This window comes from Roseovarius sp. MBR-79 (assembly GCF_053628555.1).
Window position 1 is genome coordinate 75606 of sequence record NZ_JBRJGP010000001.1, and the last position, 17727, is coordinate 93332.

Genomic DNA, 17727 nt, shown 5'->3' on the forward strand with positions numbered 1-17727 from the left:
GGTTTCCGCCTCATTGCCGCACCAGACCGGCGCGCACGCGATCCTCGCGCGCCCAGGTCTCCAGCGCCGCGCGCAGCGCCGCCACCAGATCGGCACGCCAGGCGGGATCGCTCAGGTGGCGGCGGTCGCGCTCGTTGGACAGAAACCCGGTCTCGATCAGCACCGACGGGATATCCGGCGCCTTGAGCACGGAAAACCCCGCATGCCGCATGGGCCGCGACAAAAGCGGGATGGCCCCGGCGCGGAAGGTCTCTATCAGCGTGCCGGCAAGCTCCTCGGCGCGCGGTTGCGTCTCCTGCCGGGCCAGATCCATCAGCACACCCGCCACCACATCGTCGGTGCCGCTCAGATCAACACCGGCAAGAATATCGGCGCGGTCGTGACGCTCGGCCAGGGCCGCACTTGCCGCGTCAGAGGCGCTGTCGGCTAGCGTATAGACCGACGCCCCCCGCGCGCGCGCATCCGAGAGCGCATCGGCATGGAGCGACAGGAACACGTCCGCCCCCACCCGATGCGCCAACGCCACGCGGCCCTCGAGGCTGACAAATTCATCCCCCTCGCGGGTGAGCCAGACCTCGAAGCCGCCCGCGCGCAAGAGCGCCTCGCGCAATTCGCGCGCCAGCATCAGCATCAGGTGCTTTTCCTGAAGCCCGTCCACCTCGGCACCCGGATCGATGCCGCCATGGCCCGGATCAATCATCACCCGAAGGGGTGCGTCAGGGTCGCGCAGGGGGGCGAGCACCGCCGCAGGTGGCGTTGCCGCCTCCCATCCCGGCCCCTCGGGCACGCCCGCCGTGGCCGAGAAGCGCGCCGCGTCCTCGGCCCCCAGACGCACCCGGAGCATCGCCGCGCCGCTCTGTCCGTCCACCTCGAGCCCGGCCCCCTCGAACACATGCGGCCCCGCCAGATCGATCACCATGCGCGACCAGCCCGGCCTTATCTGCCCCATGCGCAAGCCCCGCACCCGGTCCGTGGCAACGGCCAGTGCCCCCTCGGCCCCCTGCCAGTCCACCTCGCGGAAATCGAGCACCAGCCGTTCGGGGGCCTCCAGCGTCAGCACCCGCCACGGCACCCCCTGCGTGAGCGACAGCCGCAGCTCCACCCCGCGCCCGTGGTCGTCGATCCCGCTTGCGGCAAGATCGAGCCGCGCCAGCGCGCTGAACTCCTGCGCCGCCACCATGGGCGCGCCCCAAAGCCACAGCCCCGCCACCAGCCATTTCAGAAAGGAACTGCCCATATGCCGGTCTCCGGTCTCGTTGCCCCGAGCATAGCCCGGCGCGCGGTCCGAAAACAGACCCGGCGTTTCATCGTTCCGAAAATACTCGAAATCTCGCGCCTGCCGCTCAGAGCAACGCCATGGTCTCGTCGGAGGCCTCGAAATTGGTGGTGACGCGCTGCACGTCGTCATCATCCTCCAGCGCCTCGATGAGCTTCATGAGCTTCTGCATGCCCTCGAGGTCCATCTCCGTCGTCGTGGTGGGTCGCCAGACCAGCTTGGTGGATGCGCTCTCGCCAAGCGTGGATTCAAGCGCCGCCGCGACCTCGCCCAGATCGGTATCGCCGCACCAGATCACATGGCCGTCCTCGCCGCTTTCCACATCCTCGGCCCCCGCCTCGATCGCGGCCATCATCGCCGTGTCGGCATCGCCCGCATCGGCGGGATAGGTGATCTCGCCCTTGCGCTCGAACATGAAGCCGACGCTGCCGGTCTCGCCCAGGTTGCCGCCATTCTTGGAGAAGGTCGAGCGCACGTTCGAGGCGGTGCGGTTGCGGTTGTCGGTCATCGCCTCGACGATCACCGCCACGCCGTTCGGTCCATAGCCCTCATAGCGGATTTCCTCGTAATCCTCCGCATCGCCGCCCTGCGCCTTCTTGATGGCGCGTTCGATATTGTCCTTGGGCATGGATTGCGCCTTGGCCTCCTTGATCGCAAGGCGCAGGCGCGGGTTCTTGTCGGGGTCCGGGTCGCCCATCTTGGCCGCGACGGTGATCTCCTTGGAGAACTTGGAGAAAAGCTTGGCGCGAACGGCGTCCTGCCGCCCCTTGCGATGCTGGATATTCGCCCATTTTGAATGGCCGGCCATAATGTCCTCTTGTGGGATGCTTGCGATTTCCGGGCCTTTTAGCCGCTTGCTGCGCGCGGGGCAACGGCTCAGGTGGCAGCCTCAGTCGCCGGGGCCTGCCTGCACCAGACGCCCGCCCTGCCGCACCATCTCGATGCGCGTGGCGCGGCCCGTCGCATCGTCGGTCTCGACATAGACGCCCGACAGCGTGACCGCCCCCATGGCGGGCGTGAACCGTTCCTTGCCCATGCCGGTCACGAAGCGGCGCATCGGCTCGGTGCGGTCCATGCCGATGACCGAGTTGTAATCGCCGCACATGCCCGCATCCCCCTGAAACGCGGTGCCGCCGGGCAGGATCTGCGCGTCCGCCGTGGGGATATGGGTATGGGTGCCCACAACCAGGCTCGCGCGCCCGTCGCAGAAATGGCCCATGGCCATCTTTTCACTGGTCGCCTCGCAATGCACATCGACCACTGCCGCCTGCACCGCGCCGCCCAGGGGGTGCGTGCGCAGCACCGTGTCGATGGCCGAGAACGGATCGTCATAGGCGCGGCGCATGAACACATTGCCCAGCACCTGCGCCACCAGCACCCGCCGCCCGCGTCCGTCGGTAAAGACACGGTGCCCGCGCCCCGGCGCCACCTTGGCAAAGTTGAGCGGGCGGATGATGCGCGGCTCGCGCTCGGCCTCTTGCAGCATGTCCTTCTGGTCAAAGGCGTGATCGCCCAGCGTCACCACATCGGCCCCGGCCTCGAACAGACCCTTGGCATGGGCCGCCGTCAGGCCCATCCCGCCCGACGCGTTTTCGCCATTGACCACCACGAAATCGAGTTTCCACGCCGCGCGCAGTTTCGGCAGCCGTTCGGCCACCGCCGCGCGCCCCGCGCGCCCCATCACATCACCAAGAAAAAGCAGCTTCATGGCGGTCTTGTTAGGCGGCAGCCGCACCAAGGGCAAGCCCGAAGCTCAGGCGCGCGCCCAGCGGTGCAGAACGTCGCCCCCGATGGCGCGCGCCTCGATCAACGCAAAGCGCGGGGCCTCGTCAAGCCGCGCAAGACCCAACGCGCCGATCCCCGGCAAGCCCTCGGCCCCGATGGCAAGGCCCGCGGTAAAGCCCACCAGCTCATCCACCAGCCCCGCCGCGAGCAGCGAGGCGGCCAGCGCCCCACCGCCTTCGCAGAACACCCGCGTCAGCCCCGCCGCGCCCAGGGCCTGCAAGAGCGAGGCCGGATCGACCTGCCCCGCCACCACGTCGCAGGGCAGGAGCCGCGCGCCAATGCCGCGCCACGCCAGGGCCAGCGCGTCGTCCACCTCGGCCCCGTGACAGAGCCAGAGCGGCACCTCGCGCGCGCTGCGGGCAAGCTGCGACATCAGCGGAATATCAAGCCTGCGCGAGACCACCACGCGCACCGGCTGGCGCGTCACGCCCATGCCGCGCGCGGTCAGCATCGGATCGTCGGCGCGCGCCGTGCCCGCGCCCACCATCACCGCGTCGTGGCGCGCGCGCATGGCATGGACCGCGCGCCGCGCCTGCGGTCCGGTGATCCACTGGCTGTGGCCCGAGGCGGTGGCGATGCGCCCGTCAAAACTTGTCGCCAGTTTCAGCGTGACAAAGGGGCGGCCCACCTCGTTGCGAATGAGAAACCCCGCATGGTCGCGCGCGGCCTCATCGGCCAGAATACCCGTGGTCACGGCGATACCCGCCGCGCGCAGCATGGCAAAGCCACGCCCCGAAACGCGCGGATCGGTATCGTCGAAGGGGGCCACGACCCGCGCCACCCCCGCGGCGATCAGCGCCTCGGCACAGGGCGGCGTTTGTCCGTGATGGGCGCAGGGCTCGAGCGTGACATAGGCTGTGGCCCCGCGCGCCAGCCCCCCGGCCTGCGCCAGCGCCTGCGGCTCGGCATGAGGACGCCCGCCCGGCGCGGTGCTGCCGCGCCCGACGATCCGGTTTCCCTGCACGATCACACAGCCCACGGCCGGGTTGGGCGCGCATTGTCCCATCCCGCGCCGCCCCAGCGACAGGGCAAGCGCCATGAAGCGGCGATCGGCCCCGGTCACGCGCTCAATCTTGGGCGGGCGCGCCCTCTTCGGGGCGCAGCTCGCTCACGAAGCGGTCGAAATCGTCGGCTTCCTGGAAATTCTTGTAGACGCTGGCAAAGCGGACATAGGCCACCGTGTCGATCCGTGCGAGCGTCTCCATCACGATCTCGCCGATCACCTTGGAGGGGATATCGGTGTCGCCCATGCTTTCGAGCCTGCGCACGATGCCGGAAATCATCTGTTCGATGCGCTCGGGGTCGATGGGGCGTTTCTGAAGCGCGATGCGCACGGACCGCTCAAGCTTGTCGCGGTCAAACTCCTCGCGGCGCCCGTTCGATTTCACCACCACCAAATCGCGCAACTGCACGCGCTCATAGGTGGTAAACCGTCCGCCACAGGCGGGGCAGAAGCGCCGCCGCCGGATCGAGACATGCTCTTCTGCCGGTCGGGAATCCTTGACCTGCGTGTCGATATTTCCGCAAAACGGGCAGCGCATGTGCCGTCCCCCTCTTTCATCTCTGCCTCTTGGACCATGGGTCTGACGCCCGGTTCTCCACACGCACTATAGGACGGCCCCAAGGTTTTGGGTAGAGGGGATTTCGCGCCCCCAGATGCAGCGACAAACCGCGTCGAAGCCGGTATGAACCATTGAAAACAAGGCGCGATGGCGCGGCCTGCCGTCCAACCCTTCGGCGGAATGGTGCTTCCGGGTCACCGGGCCTGCACACGTCCGGGCGCGTCTGTCCCCTTCCCCGTCTCTCGCCTTGCGGCCCCGCGCGGAATTGCCTAGATAGCGCGCAACACTCCGGTAAAGCAGAGGCCCTGCCCCCATGGAAAATGTCGTCCTGACCATTCATCTGCTGCTCGCCTTCGGCTTGATCGTCGTGGTGCTGATGCAGCGCTCCGAGGGGGGTGGGCTCGGCATGGGCGGAGGCGGCGGCGGCGCGATCACGGGCCGTGCAGCCGCCACGGCGCTTGGCAAGATCACATGGATCCTTGCTGCGGCCTTCATCGTGACCTCGATCACACTCACCATCATCGCAGCGCAGAACGCGGCAGGCATATCGGTGCTCGACCGGCTTGGCGACACCACGGCACCCGCGCCCGCCGCGCCGGTGGCACCGGGACTGCCGGATGTGGATTCGCTTCTGCCGCCGCCTGCGGGCGATACCGCACCACTTGCGCCGCGCGCAGACTGACCACAACTTTTTGCGGGCACTCTTGTGCCCGCACCATGATCTAGCGTCCGCCTTGCGCGGGTGCTTCGAATCCTTTATGGGTTAAATCCCGTGATCGGGTGGCTTTTGAGGGCCGTCCGGGGCTTTGACCAAGCGACAACTGCATCACGGGGGGCCAGCCGCATGGCGCGTTACATCTTCATTACCGGCGGCGTTGTGTCCTCGCTCGGCAAGGGTCTGGCCTCGGCCGCGCTCGGGGCGCTCTTGCAGGCGCGCGGGTTCTCGGTGCGGCTCAGAAAGCTTGACCCCTATCTCAACGTCGATCCCGGCACGATGTCGCCTTTTGAGCATGGCGAGGTGTTCGTCACCGATGACGGGGCCGAAACCGATCTCGACCTTGGCCATTACGAGCGTTTCACCGGTGTGCCCGCCCGGATGAGTGATTCCGTCTCGTCGGGGCGGATCTATTCCAACGTGCTGGAGCGCGAGCGGCGCGGCGATTACCTCGGCAAGACCATCCAGGTCATTCCGCATGTCACAAATGAAATCAAGGACTTCCTCGCCATCGGCGAGGACGAGGTCGATTTCATGCTGTGCGAGATTGGCGGCACGGTCGGCGATATCGAGGGGCTGCCGTTTTTCGAGGCGATCCGGCAATTCAGCCATGACCGCCCGCGCGGGCAGTGCCTTTTCATGCATCTCACGCTGCTGCCCTATCTGGCGGCAAGCGGCGAGTTGAAGACCAAGCCGACGCAGCACAGCGTCAAGGAATTGCAGAGCATCGGTATCGCGCCCGATATCCTCGTGTGCCGCTCCGAACAGCCCATTCCCGACAAGGAACGCGAAAAGATCGCGCTCTTCTGCAACGTCCGCAAGGAGCATGTGGTCGCCGCCTATGACCTCAAGTCGATCTACGAGGCGCCGCTCGCCTATCACCGCGAAGGGCTCGATCAGGCGGTGCTCGACGTGTTCCAGATCAGCCCCGCACCGCGCCCCGACCTGACCGTATGGCAGGACGTGGTGGACCGCATCCAGAACACCGATGGCGAGGTCAATATCGCCATTGTCGGCAAATACGTGCAGCTTGAGGACGCCTACAAGTCCATCAAGGAGGCGCTCATTCATGGTGGCATGGCCAACCGGGTCAAGGTCAATGTGCAATGGGTCGATGCCGAGATCTTCGAGCGCGAGGACCCTGCCCCGCATCTTGAAGGATTTCACGCGATATTGGTTCCGGGTGGCTTTGGCGAGCGCGGCACCGAGGGCAAGATCCGGGCGGCGGAATTCGCCCGCACGCGCAAGATTCCCTATCTCGGGATCTGTCTCGGGATGCAGATGGCCGTCATCGAGGCGGCGCGCAACGTGGCAGGGCTCAAGGACGCGGGGTCCGAAGAGTTCGACCATGAGGCAGGAGGAAAGCGCTTCGAACCGGTGGTCTATCATCTCAAGGAATGGGTGCAGGGCAACGAGAAGGTCACGCGCAATCTGAGCGACGACAAGGGTGGCACGATGCGCCTCGGCGCCTATGACGCCGTGCTCAAGGACGGCTCCCGCGTGGCGCGGATCTATGGCACGACGGCGATCGATGAGCGCCACCGCCACCGCTACGAGGTGGACATGAAATACCGCGAGAAGCTGGAGGCCTGCGGCCTGACGTTTTCCGGCATGTCGCCCGATGGCCGCCTGCCCGAGATCGTGGAATGGTCCGATCACCCGTGGTTCATCGGCGTGCAATATCACCCCGAGTTGAAATCCAAACCCTTCGCGCCGCATCCGCTCTTTGCCGATTTCGTGCGCGCGGCGATCGAGACGTCACGGCTGGTCTGAGCGATCCTTGTATTTGAGAATGTCGCGGTCGATCCCGAGGCCGCGCAGCGGAGCCAGGACCGCGTGCCAGAAGCTTGCAGCCTTATCACGGCGGCGGACATGGTCGGGGGCGCTGCACCAGGACGGATCGAAAAGCGGAACGAGCACACGTTCGTCAAGGCTCCAGCGCCCCTTGCGATTCTCTGTGGCGTCGGCGCGTTGATATCCAAGCCAGGTCTCAAGGGCCGCGCAACACGGCAGGCGCTGCCCCGGATGTGGCAGGTAGAAGCCGCTGTTGATGCGCTGGCAGATATTGTCGAGCAGGCGCACGGTCCTGCGGAATTCGGCAGGAACGTCCCGCTTGGGCATGTAGTTGAAGCGTTCCGGCTCTCCCTCGAAAAACACACGGATGGCGGTGCCGAGGTCGATATCGCGGCGGGCCATGGTCCTGCCCAGATCGTCAAGACCATCCGGCGACCAGTCAGACGCTGCCAGAACCGCCGTCAGCGGGTCAGGGATCGGGGCCCGCGCCTTGCCGTCCGGCGTTGCGACCGGCAGGGCGGGGCGTAGGTTCGTGCGGTCATCACGCATCGGGCTGGGTCCTCAAGGGCTGATGCCGCAAACTCGCCGCGCAAAACGCAGTTTGTGTGGAGCAATCGTGGCGGCGTTGCGGCAAAGCCGCGCCGGAGCAGGGTCACGGTTACGTGCACGAGAATCTACTTGGGGACATGCGGGGCATTGACTAGGCTTGGGTCATGTTGTCGCGCATCCTCCACGCCTTTTCGGCACCACGGCCGATCCCCCTGCCAGAGCCGGATGAAAAGCTTGCGCTCGGCGCGCTGATGGTGCGGGTGGCGAAATCCGACCGTCACTACGACCTGGCCGAGATCAAGCGCATCGACCGGCTGCTGACGCGCCTTTTCGGGCTGGGACCGATCGAGGCGGCCAAGATGCGCGCTTTGTGCGAGCGGCTCGAACACGAGGCCCCCGACACGGCGGATTTCGGCCACGTGATTCGCGAGACAGTGCGGCGCGAGGCGCGCCTCGCGGCGCTCGAGGCGCTCTGGGAGGTGGTACTCGCCGACGGTGAAAGCGCCCCCGAGGAACTGGCCGTTCTCGACGCCGCGCGCGCGGCAATGGGACTGAGCGAAGCCGACAGCATGGCGGCACAAGCCTTGGCCAGGGGTCAGGCGTGATCGACGCCGCCTGACCAGAGGTCGCGCGATCCGGATCAGCGACGCAATTCACGAAAAAGCGATGAAGCGAATCACGTTTGCGCGGTCTCATCGGGCGCACCACCGGCCAAGACGCAACAATGCGCTTGCATGTGCAGGATTGTTGCGCGACCGGAAACGAACACGTTAACGATAAATTCTCGCCACAAACTTTCATGGTGCTGAGGCATCGGAAATGCCTGTCGAGAAACAATCCACAGGCAAAATGACGCAAGGAAACGCCTTTGGCGTCGAAGACAGGAGCGCAACCGCGCCCAAGACCCGATTTTGCACCCGTTCGCGGAAACAATCCGTCCTGACGATCATGGCAAGATCAGGGCAAATATGGCGAAAACCGCGCGTCCTGACCCAGGTCGCAGCCACAATGCCGCCAAATTCCCCTTGGGCAAAACGCGACCTTCACTTAAAAGAGAGGTAGCCCAACTGGGGGGTTGATGCTCATAGGTCACGGGGGCGACCGCATGTATCCGAGGCGCGACATGGTCGCGGGATTCGGGTGTGATCGCCGCGCCGTTGATCATCTGATCGACTGTGCAAGCGTAGGGGTTAGGCCTCTGCGCAACGGCAGCGCATTACACTCGCCATTCGGTCACAGCGGTCGCCTCTTGTTGCCGGCATTTTCGCTCCGGGGAAGAATTGGACCGCAGAGGGCGCGCATATCGCCTCGCAGAGTTTGGAGAATGACATGCCGATTAACAGAGTCGAAGGTGACAACGGTGCCAATCTGATCGACGAGAATTTCCTCGACGATCCCGAGGGTGACCGCATCGACAACAACGACGCGCCCGACGGCTCCAACAGTGATGTGGTTGAGGGCTTCGGCGGTGATGACACGATCCTCGCGGGGGAAGACAACGACACCGTCTACGCCGGATCGGGCAACGACTCGGTCGAGGGCGGGGCTGGCGATGATGTGATCTTCGGCGACAGCAACAACCCCGACGCCACCGGCGGGCGTGAGGTGTTCCAGTGGTCGCTCGCCCCCGATCCCAACGATGCCGACCCGATCGAGGGTGGGGATCCGATCTCCGAGGTTCTCCAGAACACCGGCTCGGTCGATGTGCGCTTCTTCCTCAACCCGGCCCTGCCCGTGGACACCGGCTTTGCCGACAATGCGCAGGACGTGGCCGGGGTGGAAACCGGCGGTGCGCCCGCGAATCCCGAAAGCTCGCTCTCGGCGGCACTTCAGGATGTCGGCACCACGGATCTCAAGTTCGAGTTTTCGGCCCCCGTCACTGCGGTCTCCTTTCAGATCAACGATCTCGACGGCACCGAGGGCGTGCAGGTCTTTGCCTTTGACGCCGATGACAATCTGCTTCCCGTCACCCTTAGCGGCGGCAGCGCCGTGTCCATCCTGAGCGGCGAGGAAGCGGCGGGCAGCGGCGACGGCACCGACGACGGCGCGGCCAACTCTCTCAGCGTCACGATCGACGGACCGGTATCGCAATTCCTGATCCGCTATTCCGATCCGGTCGACACCTCCGATGGGATCAACGTCACCGATATCTACTTCAACCCCACGACCGAGGTGATCGACACCGGCGCGCCCGGCGACGACACGCTGATCGGCGGCGACGGCGACGACACGATCTTCGGCGAGGCGGGCGATGACGTCATAACCGGCGGTGCCGGGGCCGATGCGCTCTCGGGTGGTGACGACCAGGATACCTTCATCGGTGGAACGGCGGGCGATGTGGTCGATGGCGGCAGCACCGGCGTGGACAACGACACGCTCGACCTGAGCGGCGCGGGTCCGCTGCGCGTGGCCGAGGAAACCGCCGATCCCGACGGCAACTCCACCTCCGGGCGGATCGAGTTCATCGGCACGGACGGTGCCGTGACCGGCGAGATGACCTTTGCCGAGATCGAGAACCTGATCCTGCCGGATAACGGCGCTCCGGTGACACAGCCCGACGAGGCCACGACCGATGAGGACACCACCGTCACCATCGACGTGCTCACCAACGACAGCGACCCCGACGGCGATCCCCTGACGGTGACCGACGCCACCGCGCCCAATGGCACGGTGACGGTCAACACGGACGGCACCATAACCTATACGCCCAACCCCGATTTCAACGGCACCGACACGATCACCTACACCGCCGATGACGGCAATGGCGGAACCACGCCGGGCACCGTCACGGTCACCGTGAACCCGGTGAACGACGCGCCGGTGGCCGCCCCCGACAGCAGTGCCACTGATTTCGAGACGCCTGTGACCATCGACGTTTTGGCCAATGACAGCGATGTGGACGGCGACCCGCTGACGGTTTCCTTGGCCACGCCGGGGACCAACGGCACCACCACCGTCAATCCCGACGGCACCATCACCTACACGCCCGATGACGGCTTCTCCGGCACCGACACGTTCGACTATACCGTCGATGACGGCAATGGCGGTACCGCGACCTCGACCGTTTCGGTCACCGTGGGCGTCAAGCCGCCGCCCGCGCGCGACGGGATCGTCAGCGGCACGCCGGGCGACGACCTGATCGACCTCGGCTATACCGGCGACCCGGATGGCGACCGGGTCGATGCCGAGGACGCGATCCTGCCTGGGGCCGCGCCCAATGACGACAGCATCCGCGCGGGCGACGGCGATGATACCGTGTTCGGCGGGCTTGCCGATGACGAAATCGAAGGCGGCCGCGGCAATGACAGCATCTTCGGCGAAGCGGGCAACGATACGATCAATGCAGGCGCGCCGCTGTCTGACACGCCGCTGCCCGACCTGGGCTTTCCGGGCCTCTTCCCGGCGGATGCCAACCCCGAGAACGACCGCGATTTCGTCGATGGCGGCGATGGCGATGATGTCATCACGACCGGCGACGACGCCGACACGATCTTTGGCGGCGCAGGCAATGATTTCATCGACGGCGGCATTGACGCCGACGAGATCGACGGCGGCGACGGCGACGATACGATCATCGGCGGCGAAGGGTCCGACACGATCACTGGTGGCGCGGGCGACGACCTGATCTATGGCGGGCTTGACCCGCGCTTCCCGGACGAGCTCAACATCCCCGACGACACCGACCTCGTGCCGGATAACGGGCGTGACCTGATTTCGGGTGGCGCGGGCAACGACACGATCTTTGGCCAGGATGACGCTGACACGATCATCGGCGGTGCAGGCGACGATTTCATCGACGGCGGCATCGACAACGACTCGCTCGAGGGCAATTTCGGCAACGATACGGTCCTTGGCGGCGATGGCGATGACACGATCCGGGGCCTCAATGGCGATGACAGCCTTGAGGGTGGTGCGGGCGATGACGTGATCAACGGCGGCGACGGGGACGATATCGTGTCCGGCGGCGACGGCGACGATGTGCTGCGCGGCAATAACGGCAATGACACGATTTCCGGCGGTGCCGGGGCCGACTTCATGGCCGGCGGCAACGACCGCGACGTGTTCCTCGACGTGGGCGCAGGCGATACCATCGACGGCGGCAGCGGCGACAGCACCGATGACGGGATCGATGACGATTTCGACACGCTCGACCTGCGCGGTCTGGGCCGGTTCGACATCGTGGATCAGACCGTCGATCCGGACGGCAACTCGACCTCGGGCACGGTGAACTTCCTCGCGCAAGACGATACCGTAACCGGCACGCTGATCTTCGGCGAGATCGAGAACCTGATCCCCTGCTTCACCCCCGGCACGCTGATTGCGACGCCGCGCGGCGAGGTGCCTGTGGAGGACCTGCGCGAAGGCGACCGGGTAATCACCCGCGACAACGGCTTGCAGGAAATCCGCTGGACCGGTGCGCGCAGCCTTGGCGCGGGCGATCTGATGGCGACCCCCAAGCTGCGACCGGTGCTGATCCGCGCCGGTGCCTTGGGCCATGGCCTGCCCGAGCGCGACATGCTGGTCAGCCCGCAACACCGCCTGCTGCTGACCTCCGAGCGCGCCGCGCTCTACTTTGGCGAGCGCGAGGTTCTGGCGGCGGCAAAGCACCTCACCGGCATGGAAGGCATCGACGAGGTGCAGGCCAGCGGCGTGACCTATATCCACTTCATGTGCGACCGGCACGAGGTGGTGCTCTCGAACGGGGCCTGGACCGAAAGCTTCCAGCCCGGTGAGCAGGTGATGGACGGCATGGGCGCGTCGTCGCGCGAAGAGATCTACACGCTCTTCCCGGAACTGCGCGACAAGGCGGGAATCGACGCCTATCAGGCCGCGCGCCGCTCGCTCAAGCGCCACGAGGCACGCCTCCTGGTGGAGTGACCCTTTGCAGCCGACCGGCCCCGCCTTTCGCGCGGCCGGTCATGAAGTCGGTTGCGGGGGCCAACCCGATTTCACGACGGGACAATCCCGGCCATCTGGCCGGGATTGTTTCGTTTTACGGCACGTTCTGCCCCATGGCGCGCAACGCATCGCGGGCGGCAACGCGGGGTTGATCGAACTTGGGGGCTGTGTCACAGTTTCGCCTTGTCGGCTCCTTAACCCCAACAGGATGTAAAGGAATAGCTGGCCCCAGACCCGGTATGCGGGTGCGAGAGAGACACACCATTTCGGGGGCCCCATGCGCCGAGTCATCCTGCCGATCTGCCTGATTCTCGGGGCTTGCGTGCCCGGCAGCTTCCACAAGGAGGCGCCTGCCTCGCGCGCGGCGATGCCCGAACAGCGCATTATGCCGCCGATGAAGGGGTTTTCCGCGCCGCGCCCCATTCCGGCGCAACGCGCCAACCGTGACATCCTGCACGATTTCCTGGATCTCTCGTTCCAGATGGAATCGGGGCGGATGCTGCACCAGTTCTCGCGTTTCGAAGGGCCGATCACGGTGCGGGTAACGGGGCGGCCGCCGATCACGCTCATGTCCGATCTCAACCGCGTGATCCACCGCTTGCGCACCGAGGCGGGGATAGACATCCGGCGTGTTGGCGACGGGCCCGCCAATATCACCATCGAGGCAGTGAGCCGCGACGACATCCGCCGCAGCCTGCCGTCTGCCGCCTGTTTCGTGGTCCCCAATATCGAGAGCCTCGCGGATTATCGCAGCGCGCGCGGCTCCAAGCGCACCGACTGGACGCAGATTGCCCGGCGCGAGAAGATCGCCATTTTCGTGCCCAACGACAGCAGCCCGCAGGAAACCCGCGATTGCCTGCACGAGGAACTCGCGCAGGCACTGGGGCCGCTCAACGATCTCTACCGCCTCTCGGACAGCGTGTTCAACGATGACAATGTTCATGCGGTTCTGACCGGATTCGACATGCTGATCCTGCGCGCCTATTACGCGCCCGAACTGCGCGCGGGGATGACGCGCCGCGAGGTGGAAGAACGGTTGCCCGCAGTCCTCAGCCGCCTCAATCCAAGTGGGGACAGGCTCGCGCCACGCTTTGCCGGATCGACGCCGCGCGCCTGGATCGAGGCGATCCAGACCGCGCTTGGCCCCGGCGCGCGCGCGCCTGCCCGCCGCGCGGCGGCGGCGGACGCGGTGCGCATCGCGCAGGCGATCGGCTGGACCGATCACCGCCGCGCCTTCAGCCATTTCGCGCTTGGCCGCCTTACGCAGGCGAGCGATCCCGAATTCGCACACAACCAGTTCCGGCTGGCCGATCAGTTCTACGCGCGCACCCCCGGCACCGCGCTCCACCGCGCCTTTGTTGCGGCCCAACTGGCCAGCTTTGAGATCGCGCAGGGGCGTGGCGACGAGGCGCTGAGGCTCATCGGCCCCAACGTGGGCGTGGCCGAGCGTTACGAGAACGCGGCCCTTCTGGCGACGCTCAAGATGCTGCAATCCGAGGCACTGGTGCTGGAAGGGCGCGTGGCCGAATCGCAGGCCGTGAGGCTGGACAGTCTGGGCTGGGCGCGCTACGGCTACGGGGCGGATTGGGCGGTAGAGGCCAAACTGCGCGAGGTAGGGTCGCTGAACCCGCTGCGAAGGTCGAACGGGGCAAGATGATCGTCATTCTGGGGGCATTTGCGGGGGCCGCGACCGGCGGGCTGTTGGCCTGGCGGCGCAAGGGAAAGCCCGCCGATATCGCGCTCTATGCCTTTGTCTACATGCTGCTTTTCGCGCTTGGCGGGCTGTTTCTGACGCTCATTCTGCACCGCGCCGCGCTGCTCTGAGGCGGCGATGTTCCTGCCTTTCTTCGACACCCTCCGCAAGACCGGCGTTCCGGTCTCGTTGCGCGAATTCCTGACCTTTCTGGAGGCGATGCGCGCGGGGCTTGTGACCTATGACGTGGACGGGTTCTATTACCTCGCCCGCACCGCCATGGTGAAGGACGAGCGCCATATCGACCGCTTTGATCGTGCCTTTGCCGAAAGCTTTCGGGGTCTCGAGGCGCTCTCGGTCGAACAGGTGCTCGAGGCCGTGGACCTGCCCGCCGACTGGCTGGAAAAGATGGCCGAAAAGCACCTGACACCAGAGGAAAAGGCCGAGATCGAGGCGCTTGGCGGGTTCGACAAGCTGATGGAAACACTGCGCGAGCGGCTGCGCGACCAGCAAGGCCGCCATCAGGGCGGCTCGAAATGGATCGGCACGGCAGGCACCTCGCCCTTCGGTGCCCATGGCTACAACCCCGAAGGCGTGCGCATCGGTCAGGATGAAAGCCGCCACCGCCGCGCCGTCAAGGTCTGGGACAAGCGCGAATTCCGCAATCTCGATGACAGCGTGGAGCTTGGGACGCGCAACATCAAGGTGGCACTCAAGCGGCTGCGCCAATGGGCGCGCGACGGCGCGCATGAGGAGCTTGACCTCGACGGCACGATCCGCGCCACCGCCGAACAGGGCTGGCTCGACGTGAAAACAAGGCCCGAGCGGCGCAATGCGGTCAAGGTGCTGCTCTTTCTCGACGCGGGCGGCTCGATGGATGACCATGTGAAGGTTGTGGAAGAGCTGTTCTCGGCCGCGCGCGCCGAGTTCAAGCACATGGAGCATTTCTATTTCCACAACTGCCTTTACGAGGGCGTGTGGCGGGACAATCGCCGCCGCTGGGATGCGCAAACGCCGACATGGGAGGTGCTCAACACCTATGGCCCCGATTACAAGTGCATCTTCGTGGGCGATGCCAGCATGTCGCCTTACGAGATCGCCTATCCCGGCGGTGCCAACGAGCATTGGAATGCCGAAGCCGGGCAGGTCTGGCTGGCGCGCGCGCGGGCACAATGGCCCGCGCATCTGTGGATCAATCCGGTCCCGGAAAAACACTGGGGCCACACGCAATCCATCGGCATGATCCATGAGATTTTCGAAGGGCGCATGGTGCCGATGACGCTGGAAGGGATCGACCGGGGGATGCGCGAGCTGGTGCGGTAAGGGGCGCGGCGCGCGCGCCCCCCCCCGCCCGATCAGGCCCCGATCTTGCCGCCATCCTCACGCGTGATCACCACAAGCGCCGAGCGCGGCACCGCATCGCCGCCATCGGGCCAATGCGACACGAGATTGCCGCCTGCGTGATCCTCGGGCGTGGTGGTGGCACCGGGGTGCTGGATGCCCACAAACATGGTGCGCTGATCGGGCGTCATGCAGACTCCGGTGATCTCCTGGCCCACCGGCCCGGTCAGGAAGCGGCGGATTTCACCGCTGCGCGGATCGGCGGCCAGCATCTGGTTATTGCCGAATTGCGCGAAATCGCCGGTATTCTGGGACGATTCGCCAATATCGGTCTGGATCCAGAGCCGCCCGTCAGGATCGAACCAGAGCCCGTCGGGCGCGGCAAAGATGTTGTCCTCGCCCAAGGCTGCCCCGTCGAAACTGCGGCTGCGCGCAGCATCGCCCGCGATGACGAAGAGATCCCAGTCGAACGTGGTCGAGGCGGCATCGCCGCGCGCCTCTTGCCAGCGGATGATATGGCCGAACTGGTTGTTGCTGCGCGGGTTCATCGGATCGACCTGCGCCTCGGTGCGGCGGGTGTTGTTGGTAAGGGTGAAATAGACAGCCCCCGTCACCGGGTCGACCGCGCCCCATTCGGGGCGGTCCATCTTGGTCGCGCCCGCCACATCCGCCGCCGCGCGCGTGTTCACCAGAATATCGGCCAGATCGCCAAAACCCGCATCCGCCGTCAGCCCGTTCCGTCCCGGTGCCAGCGCCAGCCACTCGCCGCTGCCATCGGGGTTGAACCGCGCCACGTAAAGCGTGCCCGCGTCGAGGATGCTGCCATCGGTTTCGCCGGGTTGAAAGACATCGCGCGAGACGAACTTGTAGATATATTCGAACCGCGCATCGTCGCCCGAATAGCAGACCACCGGCTTGCCCGCCTCGGCCCGGTTGAAGATCACCCCCTCATGGGCAAACCGGCCCAGATGGGTGCGCTTGACCGGGGCCTTGTCGGGGTCGAACGGGTCGATCTCGACCATCCAGCCAAAGCAGTTGGGCTCGTTGCGATAGTCCTGCGTGGCCTCCGCCCCCGTGGCGCGCGCATCGAACCGGATGCAGTCATCCGCGCGACCCTTGGCCAGATGCCAGCCATAGCGCCCGCCCTCGGGCTTGTCCGAGACGCCGTAACGCGCCTGTTCGCGCGGTTGTTCGCCGGTATTGGAGAAATACCCCGCCCAGTTCTCTTCCGCCGCCAGATAGGTGTTCCACGGCGTCACGCCATACGCGCAGTTATTGAGCGTGCCGCGCGTGGCGGTGCCCTCGGGGCTGTATTTCGTCACCACATGGGCCGTGCCGCGCACCGGCCCGGCAATCTCCATCGGAGTCAGCGCGGTGATCCGGCGGTTGCGCGGATCGGCCACGATCTCCCAGCCGTCGGCCCCTTTGCGCACCCGGAAAACCGAGACGCCATGTGCGTTCATTTCCTTGAGCACCTCGTCATCGTCGCGCGCGCCGTCGTGCCAGATCGTGTCGCTGCTCGACAGCGCCTTGCCCGTGCTGGCCTCGGCATGAAGGAAACGCGGCTCGATATATTCGTGGTTGAGCACGTAAATCCCGTCCTCGGACGAGCCGTCGATGGCAAAGAAATGTTGCCCGTCATGGTTCTGGCCGATCTGGTGGCCTTGCTCCGCGCCCGTATTGGCACCGTGAAAGGCAGGCATGTCGCCGCTGATTGCGTCGCCCCAGCGGGCGAAGACTTGCGCGCGGTAGCCTTCGGGCACGGTGACCGTGTCGGCCTCGCTCATCGGCACCGCCGCGAAGCCCAGAAGCGGCGAGGTCGCGCTCGCCAGCGCCCCGCGCGCCGACAGGCCCGCGCCGAGCATCCCGGTCACGGCCGCCGCCAGACCGCCCGCGAGAAAACCGCGCCGCGAGGCGCGCGCCTCGATCACGTCAAAGAACGTAGGGTTGGCGGAGGTGTTGGAGGGGCGTTCGTCGCCATGCTCCCAATCGGGGCTTTGGGTCGGATCGGTGTAATCTTTTTCATGGTCGCGCATAGTCGCTCTCCTGTCAGATCGCAGCCTCGTAATGCTAGCCGCGCCAGTCAACAGAGTGACAACAGAATTGTTGCGCC

General features: G+C 65.9%; 14 protein-coding genes. 7 read left to right on the forward strand and 7 right to left on the reverse strand.

Annotated features, from left to right (window positions below; translation table 11 throughout):
* Nucleotides 1-10: 10 nt before the first annotated feature.
* The 5 genes from ACSSV8_RS00425 to nrdR all read right to left on the reverse strand — a co-directional run bounded on the left by ACSSV8_RS00425 (nt 11) and on the right by nrdR (nt 4602).
* Nucleotides 11-1237 carry an N-acetylmuramoyl-L-alanine amidase gene (locus tag ACSSV8_RS00425; RefSeq protein WP_354539717.1) on the reverse strand — a complete coding sequence of 409 codons (1227 nt, stop codon included), beginning with the start codon at nt 1235-1237 and terminating at the stop codon, nt 11-13.
* Between the two features lie 106 nt (nt 1238-1343).
* Nucleotides 1344-2084 carry a YebC/PmpR family DNA-binding transcriptional regulator gene (locus ACSSV8_RS00430; protein WP_454281153.1) on the reverse strand — a complete coding sequence of 247 codons (741 nt, stop codon included), beginning with the start codon at nt 2082-2084 and terminating at the stop codon, nt 1344-1346.
* Nucleotides 2085-2165: 81 nt separating this feature from the next.
* On the reverse strand, nt 2166-2984 hold the full coding sequence (locus ACSSV8_RS00435; RefSeq protein WP_354539715.1) for a TIGR00282 family metallophosphoesterase: 819 nt from the start codon (nt 2982-2984) through the stop codon (nt 2166-2168).
* A gap of 45 nt (nt 2985-3029) precedes the next feature.
* A complete protein-coding gene (gene ribD / locus ACSSV8_RS00440; protein ID WP_354539787.1) occupies nt 3030-4100 on the reverse strand; it encodes a bifunctional diaminohydroxyphosphoribosylaminopyrimidine deaminase/5-amino-6-(5-phosphoribosylamino)uracil reductase RibD in 1071 nt (356 codons plus the stop codon).
* A 28-nt stretch (nt 4101-4128) separates the two neighbouring features.
* Complete coding sequence (gene nrdR, locus ACSSV8_RS00445) at nt 4129-4602, reverse strand: transcriptional regulator NrdR (RefSeq protein ID WP_354539714.1); 474 nt, start codon at nt 4600-4602, stop codon at nt 4129-4131.
* 334 nt (nt 4603-4936) lie between these two features.
* Here nrdR and secG point away from each other — a divergent pair, with 334 nt between their 5' ends.
* Nucleotides 4937-5305, forward strand: coding sequence for a preprotein translocase subunit SecG (secG, locus tag ACSSV8_RS00450; protein ID WP_354539713.1), 369 nt, complete (start codon nt 4937-4939; stop codon nt 5303-5305).
* 162 nt (nt 5306-5467) lie between these two features.
* Nucleotides 5468-7111 (forward strand): CTP synthase, encoded by a 1644-nt coding sequence (locus ACSSV8_RS00455; protein WP_354539712.1) that lies wholly within the window; start codon nt 5468-5470, stop codon nt 7109-7111.
* Here the strand turns inward: ACSSV8_RS00455 and ACSSV8_RS00460 are convergent.
* Nucleotides 7097-7681, reverse strand: a complete 585-nt coding sequence (locus tag ACSSV8_RS00460; protein ID WP_454281154.1) for a hypothetical protein — start codon at nt 7679-7681, stop codon at nt 7097-7099. The genes ACSSV8_RS00455 and ACSSV8_RS00460 overlap by 15 nt on opposite strands.
* 164 nt (nt 7682-7845) lie before the next feature.
* Here ACSSV8_RS00460 and ACSSV8_RS00465 point away from each other — a divergent pair, with 164 nt between their 5' ends.
* From ACSSV8_RS00465 to ACSSV8_RS00485, 5 genes are all read left to right on the forward strand, one after another.
* On the forward strand, nt 7846-8286 hold the full coding sequence (locus ACSSV8_RS00465; protein WP_354539710.1) for a tellurite resistance TerB family protein: 441 nt from the start codon (nt 7846-7848) through the stop codon (nt 8284-8286).
* A gap of 724 nt (nt 8287-9010) precedes the next feature.
* Nucleotides 9011-12559, forward strand: coding sequence for a Hint domain-containing protein (locus ACSSV8_RS00470; protein WP_454281155.1), 3549 nt, complete (start codon nt 9011-9013; stop codon nt 12557-12559).
* Between the two features lie 298 nt (nt 12560-12857).
* A complete protein-coding gene (locus ACSSV8_RS00475; RefSeq protein ID WP_454281156.1) occupies nt 12858-14237 on the forward strand; it encodes a DUF2927 domain-containing protein in 1380 nt (459 codons plus the stop codon).
* Entirely contained in the window at nt 14234-14404 is a 171-nt protein-coding gene (locus ACSSV8_RS00480; protein WP_354539707.1) for a hypothetical protein, read from the forward strand. Before ACSSV8_RS00475 ends, ACSSV8_RS00480 begins: the two co-directional genes overlap by 4 nt.
* 7 nt (nt 14405-14411) lie before the next feature.
* Complete coding sequence (locus tag ACSSV8_RS00485; protein WP_354539706.1) at nt 14412-15596, forward strand: vWA domain-containing protein; 1185 nt, start codon at nt 14412-14414, stop codon at nt 15594-15596.
* 32 nt (nt 15597-15628) lie between these two features.
* Here the strand turns inward: ACSSV8_RS00485 and ACSSV8_RS00490 are convergent, their stop codons facing one another.
* A complete protein-coding gene (locus tag ACSSV8_RS00490; RefSeq protein WP_454281157.1) occupies nt 15629-17650 on the reverse strand; it encodes a PhoX family protein in 2022 nt (673 codons plus the stop codon).
* Nucleotides 17651-17727: the final 77 nt, after the last annotated feature.

Bases quoted from the DNA above. Each gene is read 5' to 3' on its own strand.
- ACSSV8_RS00435 (WP_354539715.1), bottom strand. From the start codon at position 2,984: ATGAAGCTGCTTTTTCTTGGTGATGTGATGGGGCGCGCGGGGCGCGCG.
- ACSSV8_RS00455 (WP_354539712.1), top strand. From the start codon at position 5,468: ATGGCGCGTTACATCTTCATTACCGGCGGCGTTGTGTCCTCGCTCGGC.
- ACSSV8_RS00480 (WP_354539707.1), top strand. From the start codon at position 14,234: ATGATCGTCATTCTGGGGGCATTTGCGGGGGCCGCGACCGGCGGGCTG.
- ACSSV8_RS00460 (WP_454281154.1), bottom strand. From the start codon at position 7,681: ATGCGTGATGACCGCACGAACCTACGCCCCGCCCTGCCGGTCGCAACG.
- secG (WP_354539713.1), top strand. From the start codon at position 4,937: ATGGAAAATGTCGTCCTGACCATTCATCTGCTGCTCGCCTTCGGCTTG.
- ACSSV8_RS00465 (WP_354539710.1), top strand. From the start codon at position 7,846: ATGTTGTCGCGCATCCTCCACGCCTTTTCGGCACCACGGCCGATCCCC.
- ACSSV8_RS00430 (WP_454281153.1), bottom strand. From the start codon at position 2,084: ATGGCCGGCCATTCAAAATGGGCGAATATCCAGCATCGCAAGGGGCGG.
- ACSSV8_RS00470 (WP_454281155.1), top strand. From the start codon at position 9,011: ATGCCGATTAACAGAGTCGAAGGTGACAACGGTGCCAATCTGATCGAC.
- ribD (WP_354539787.1), bottom strand. From the start codon at position 4,100: ATGGCGCTTGCCCTGTCGCTGGGGCGGCGCGGGATGGGACAATGCGCG.
- nrdR (WP_354539714.1), bottom strand. From the start codon at position 4,602: ATGCGCTGCCCGTTTTGCGGAAATATCGACACGCAGGTCAAGGATTCC.
- ACSSV8_RS00490 (WP_454281157.1), bottom strand. From the start codon at position 17,650: ATGCGCGACCATGAAAAAGATTACACCGATCCGACCCAAAGCCCCGAT.
- ACSSV8_RS00475 (WP_454281156.1), top strand. From the start codon at position 12,858: ATGCGCCGAGTCATCCTGCCGATCTGCCTGATTCTCGGGGCTTGCGTG.
- ACSSV8_RS00485 (WP_354539706.1), top strand. From the start codon at position 14,412: ATGTTCCTGCCTTTCTTCGACACCCTCCGCAAGACCGGCGTTCCGGTC.
- ACSSV8_RS00425 (WP_354539717.1), bottom strand. From the start codon at position 1,237: ATGGGCAGTTCCTTTCTGAAATGGCTGGTGGCGGGGCTGTGGCTTTGG.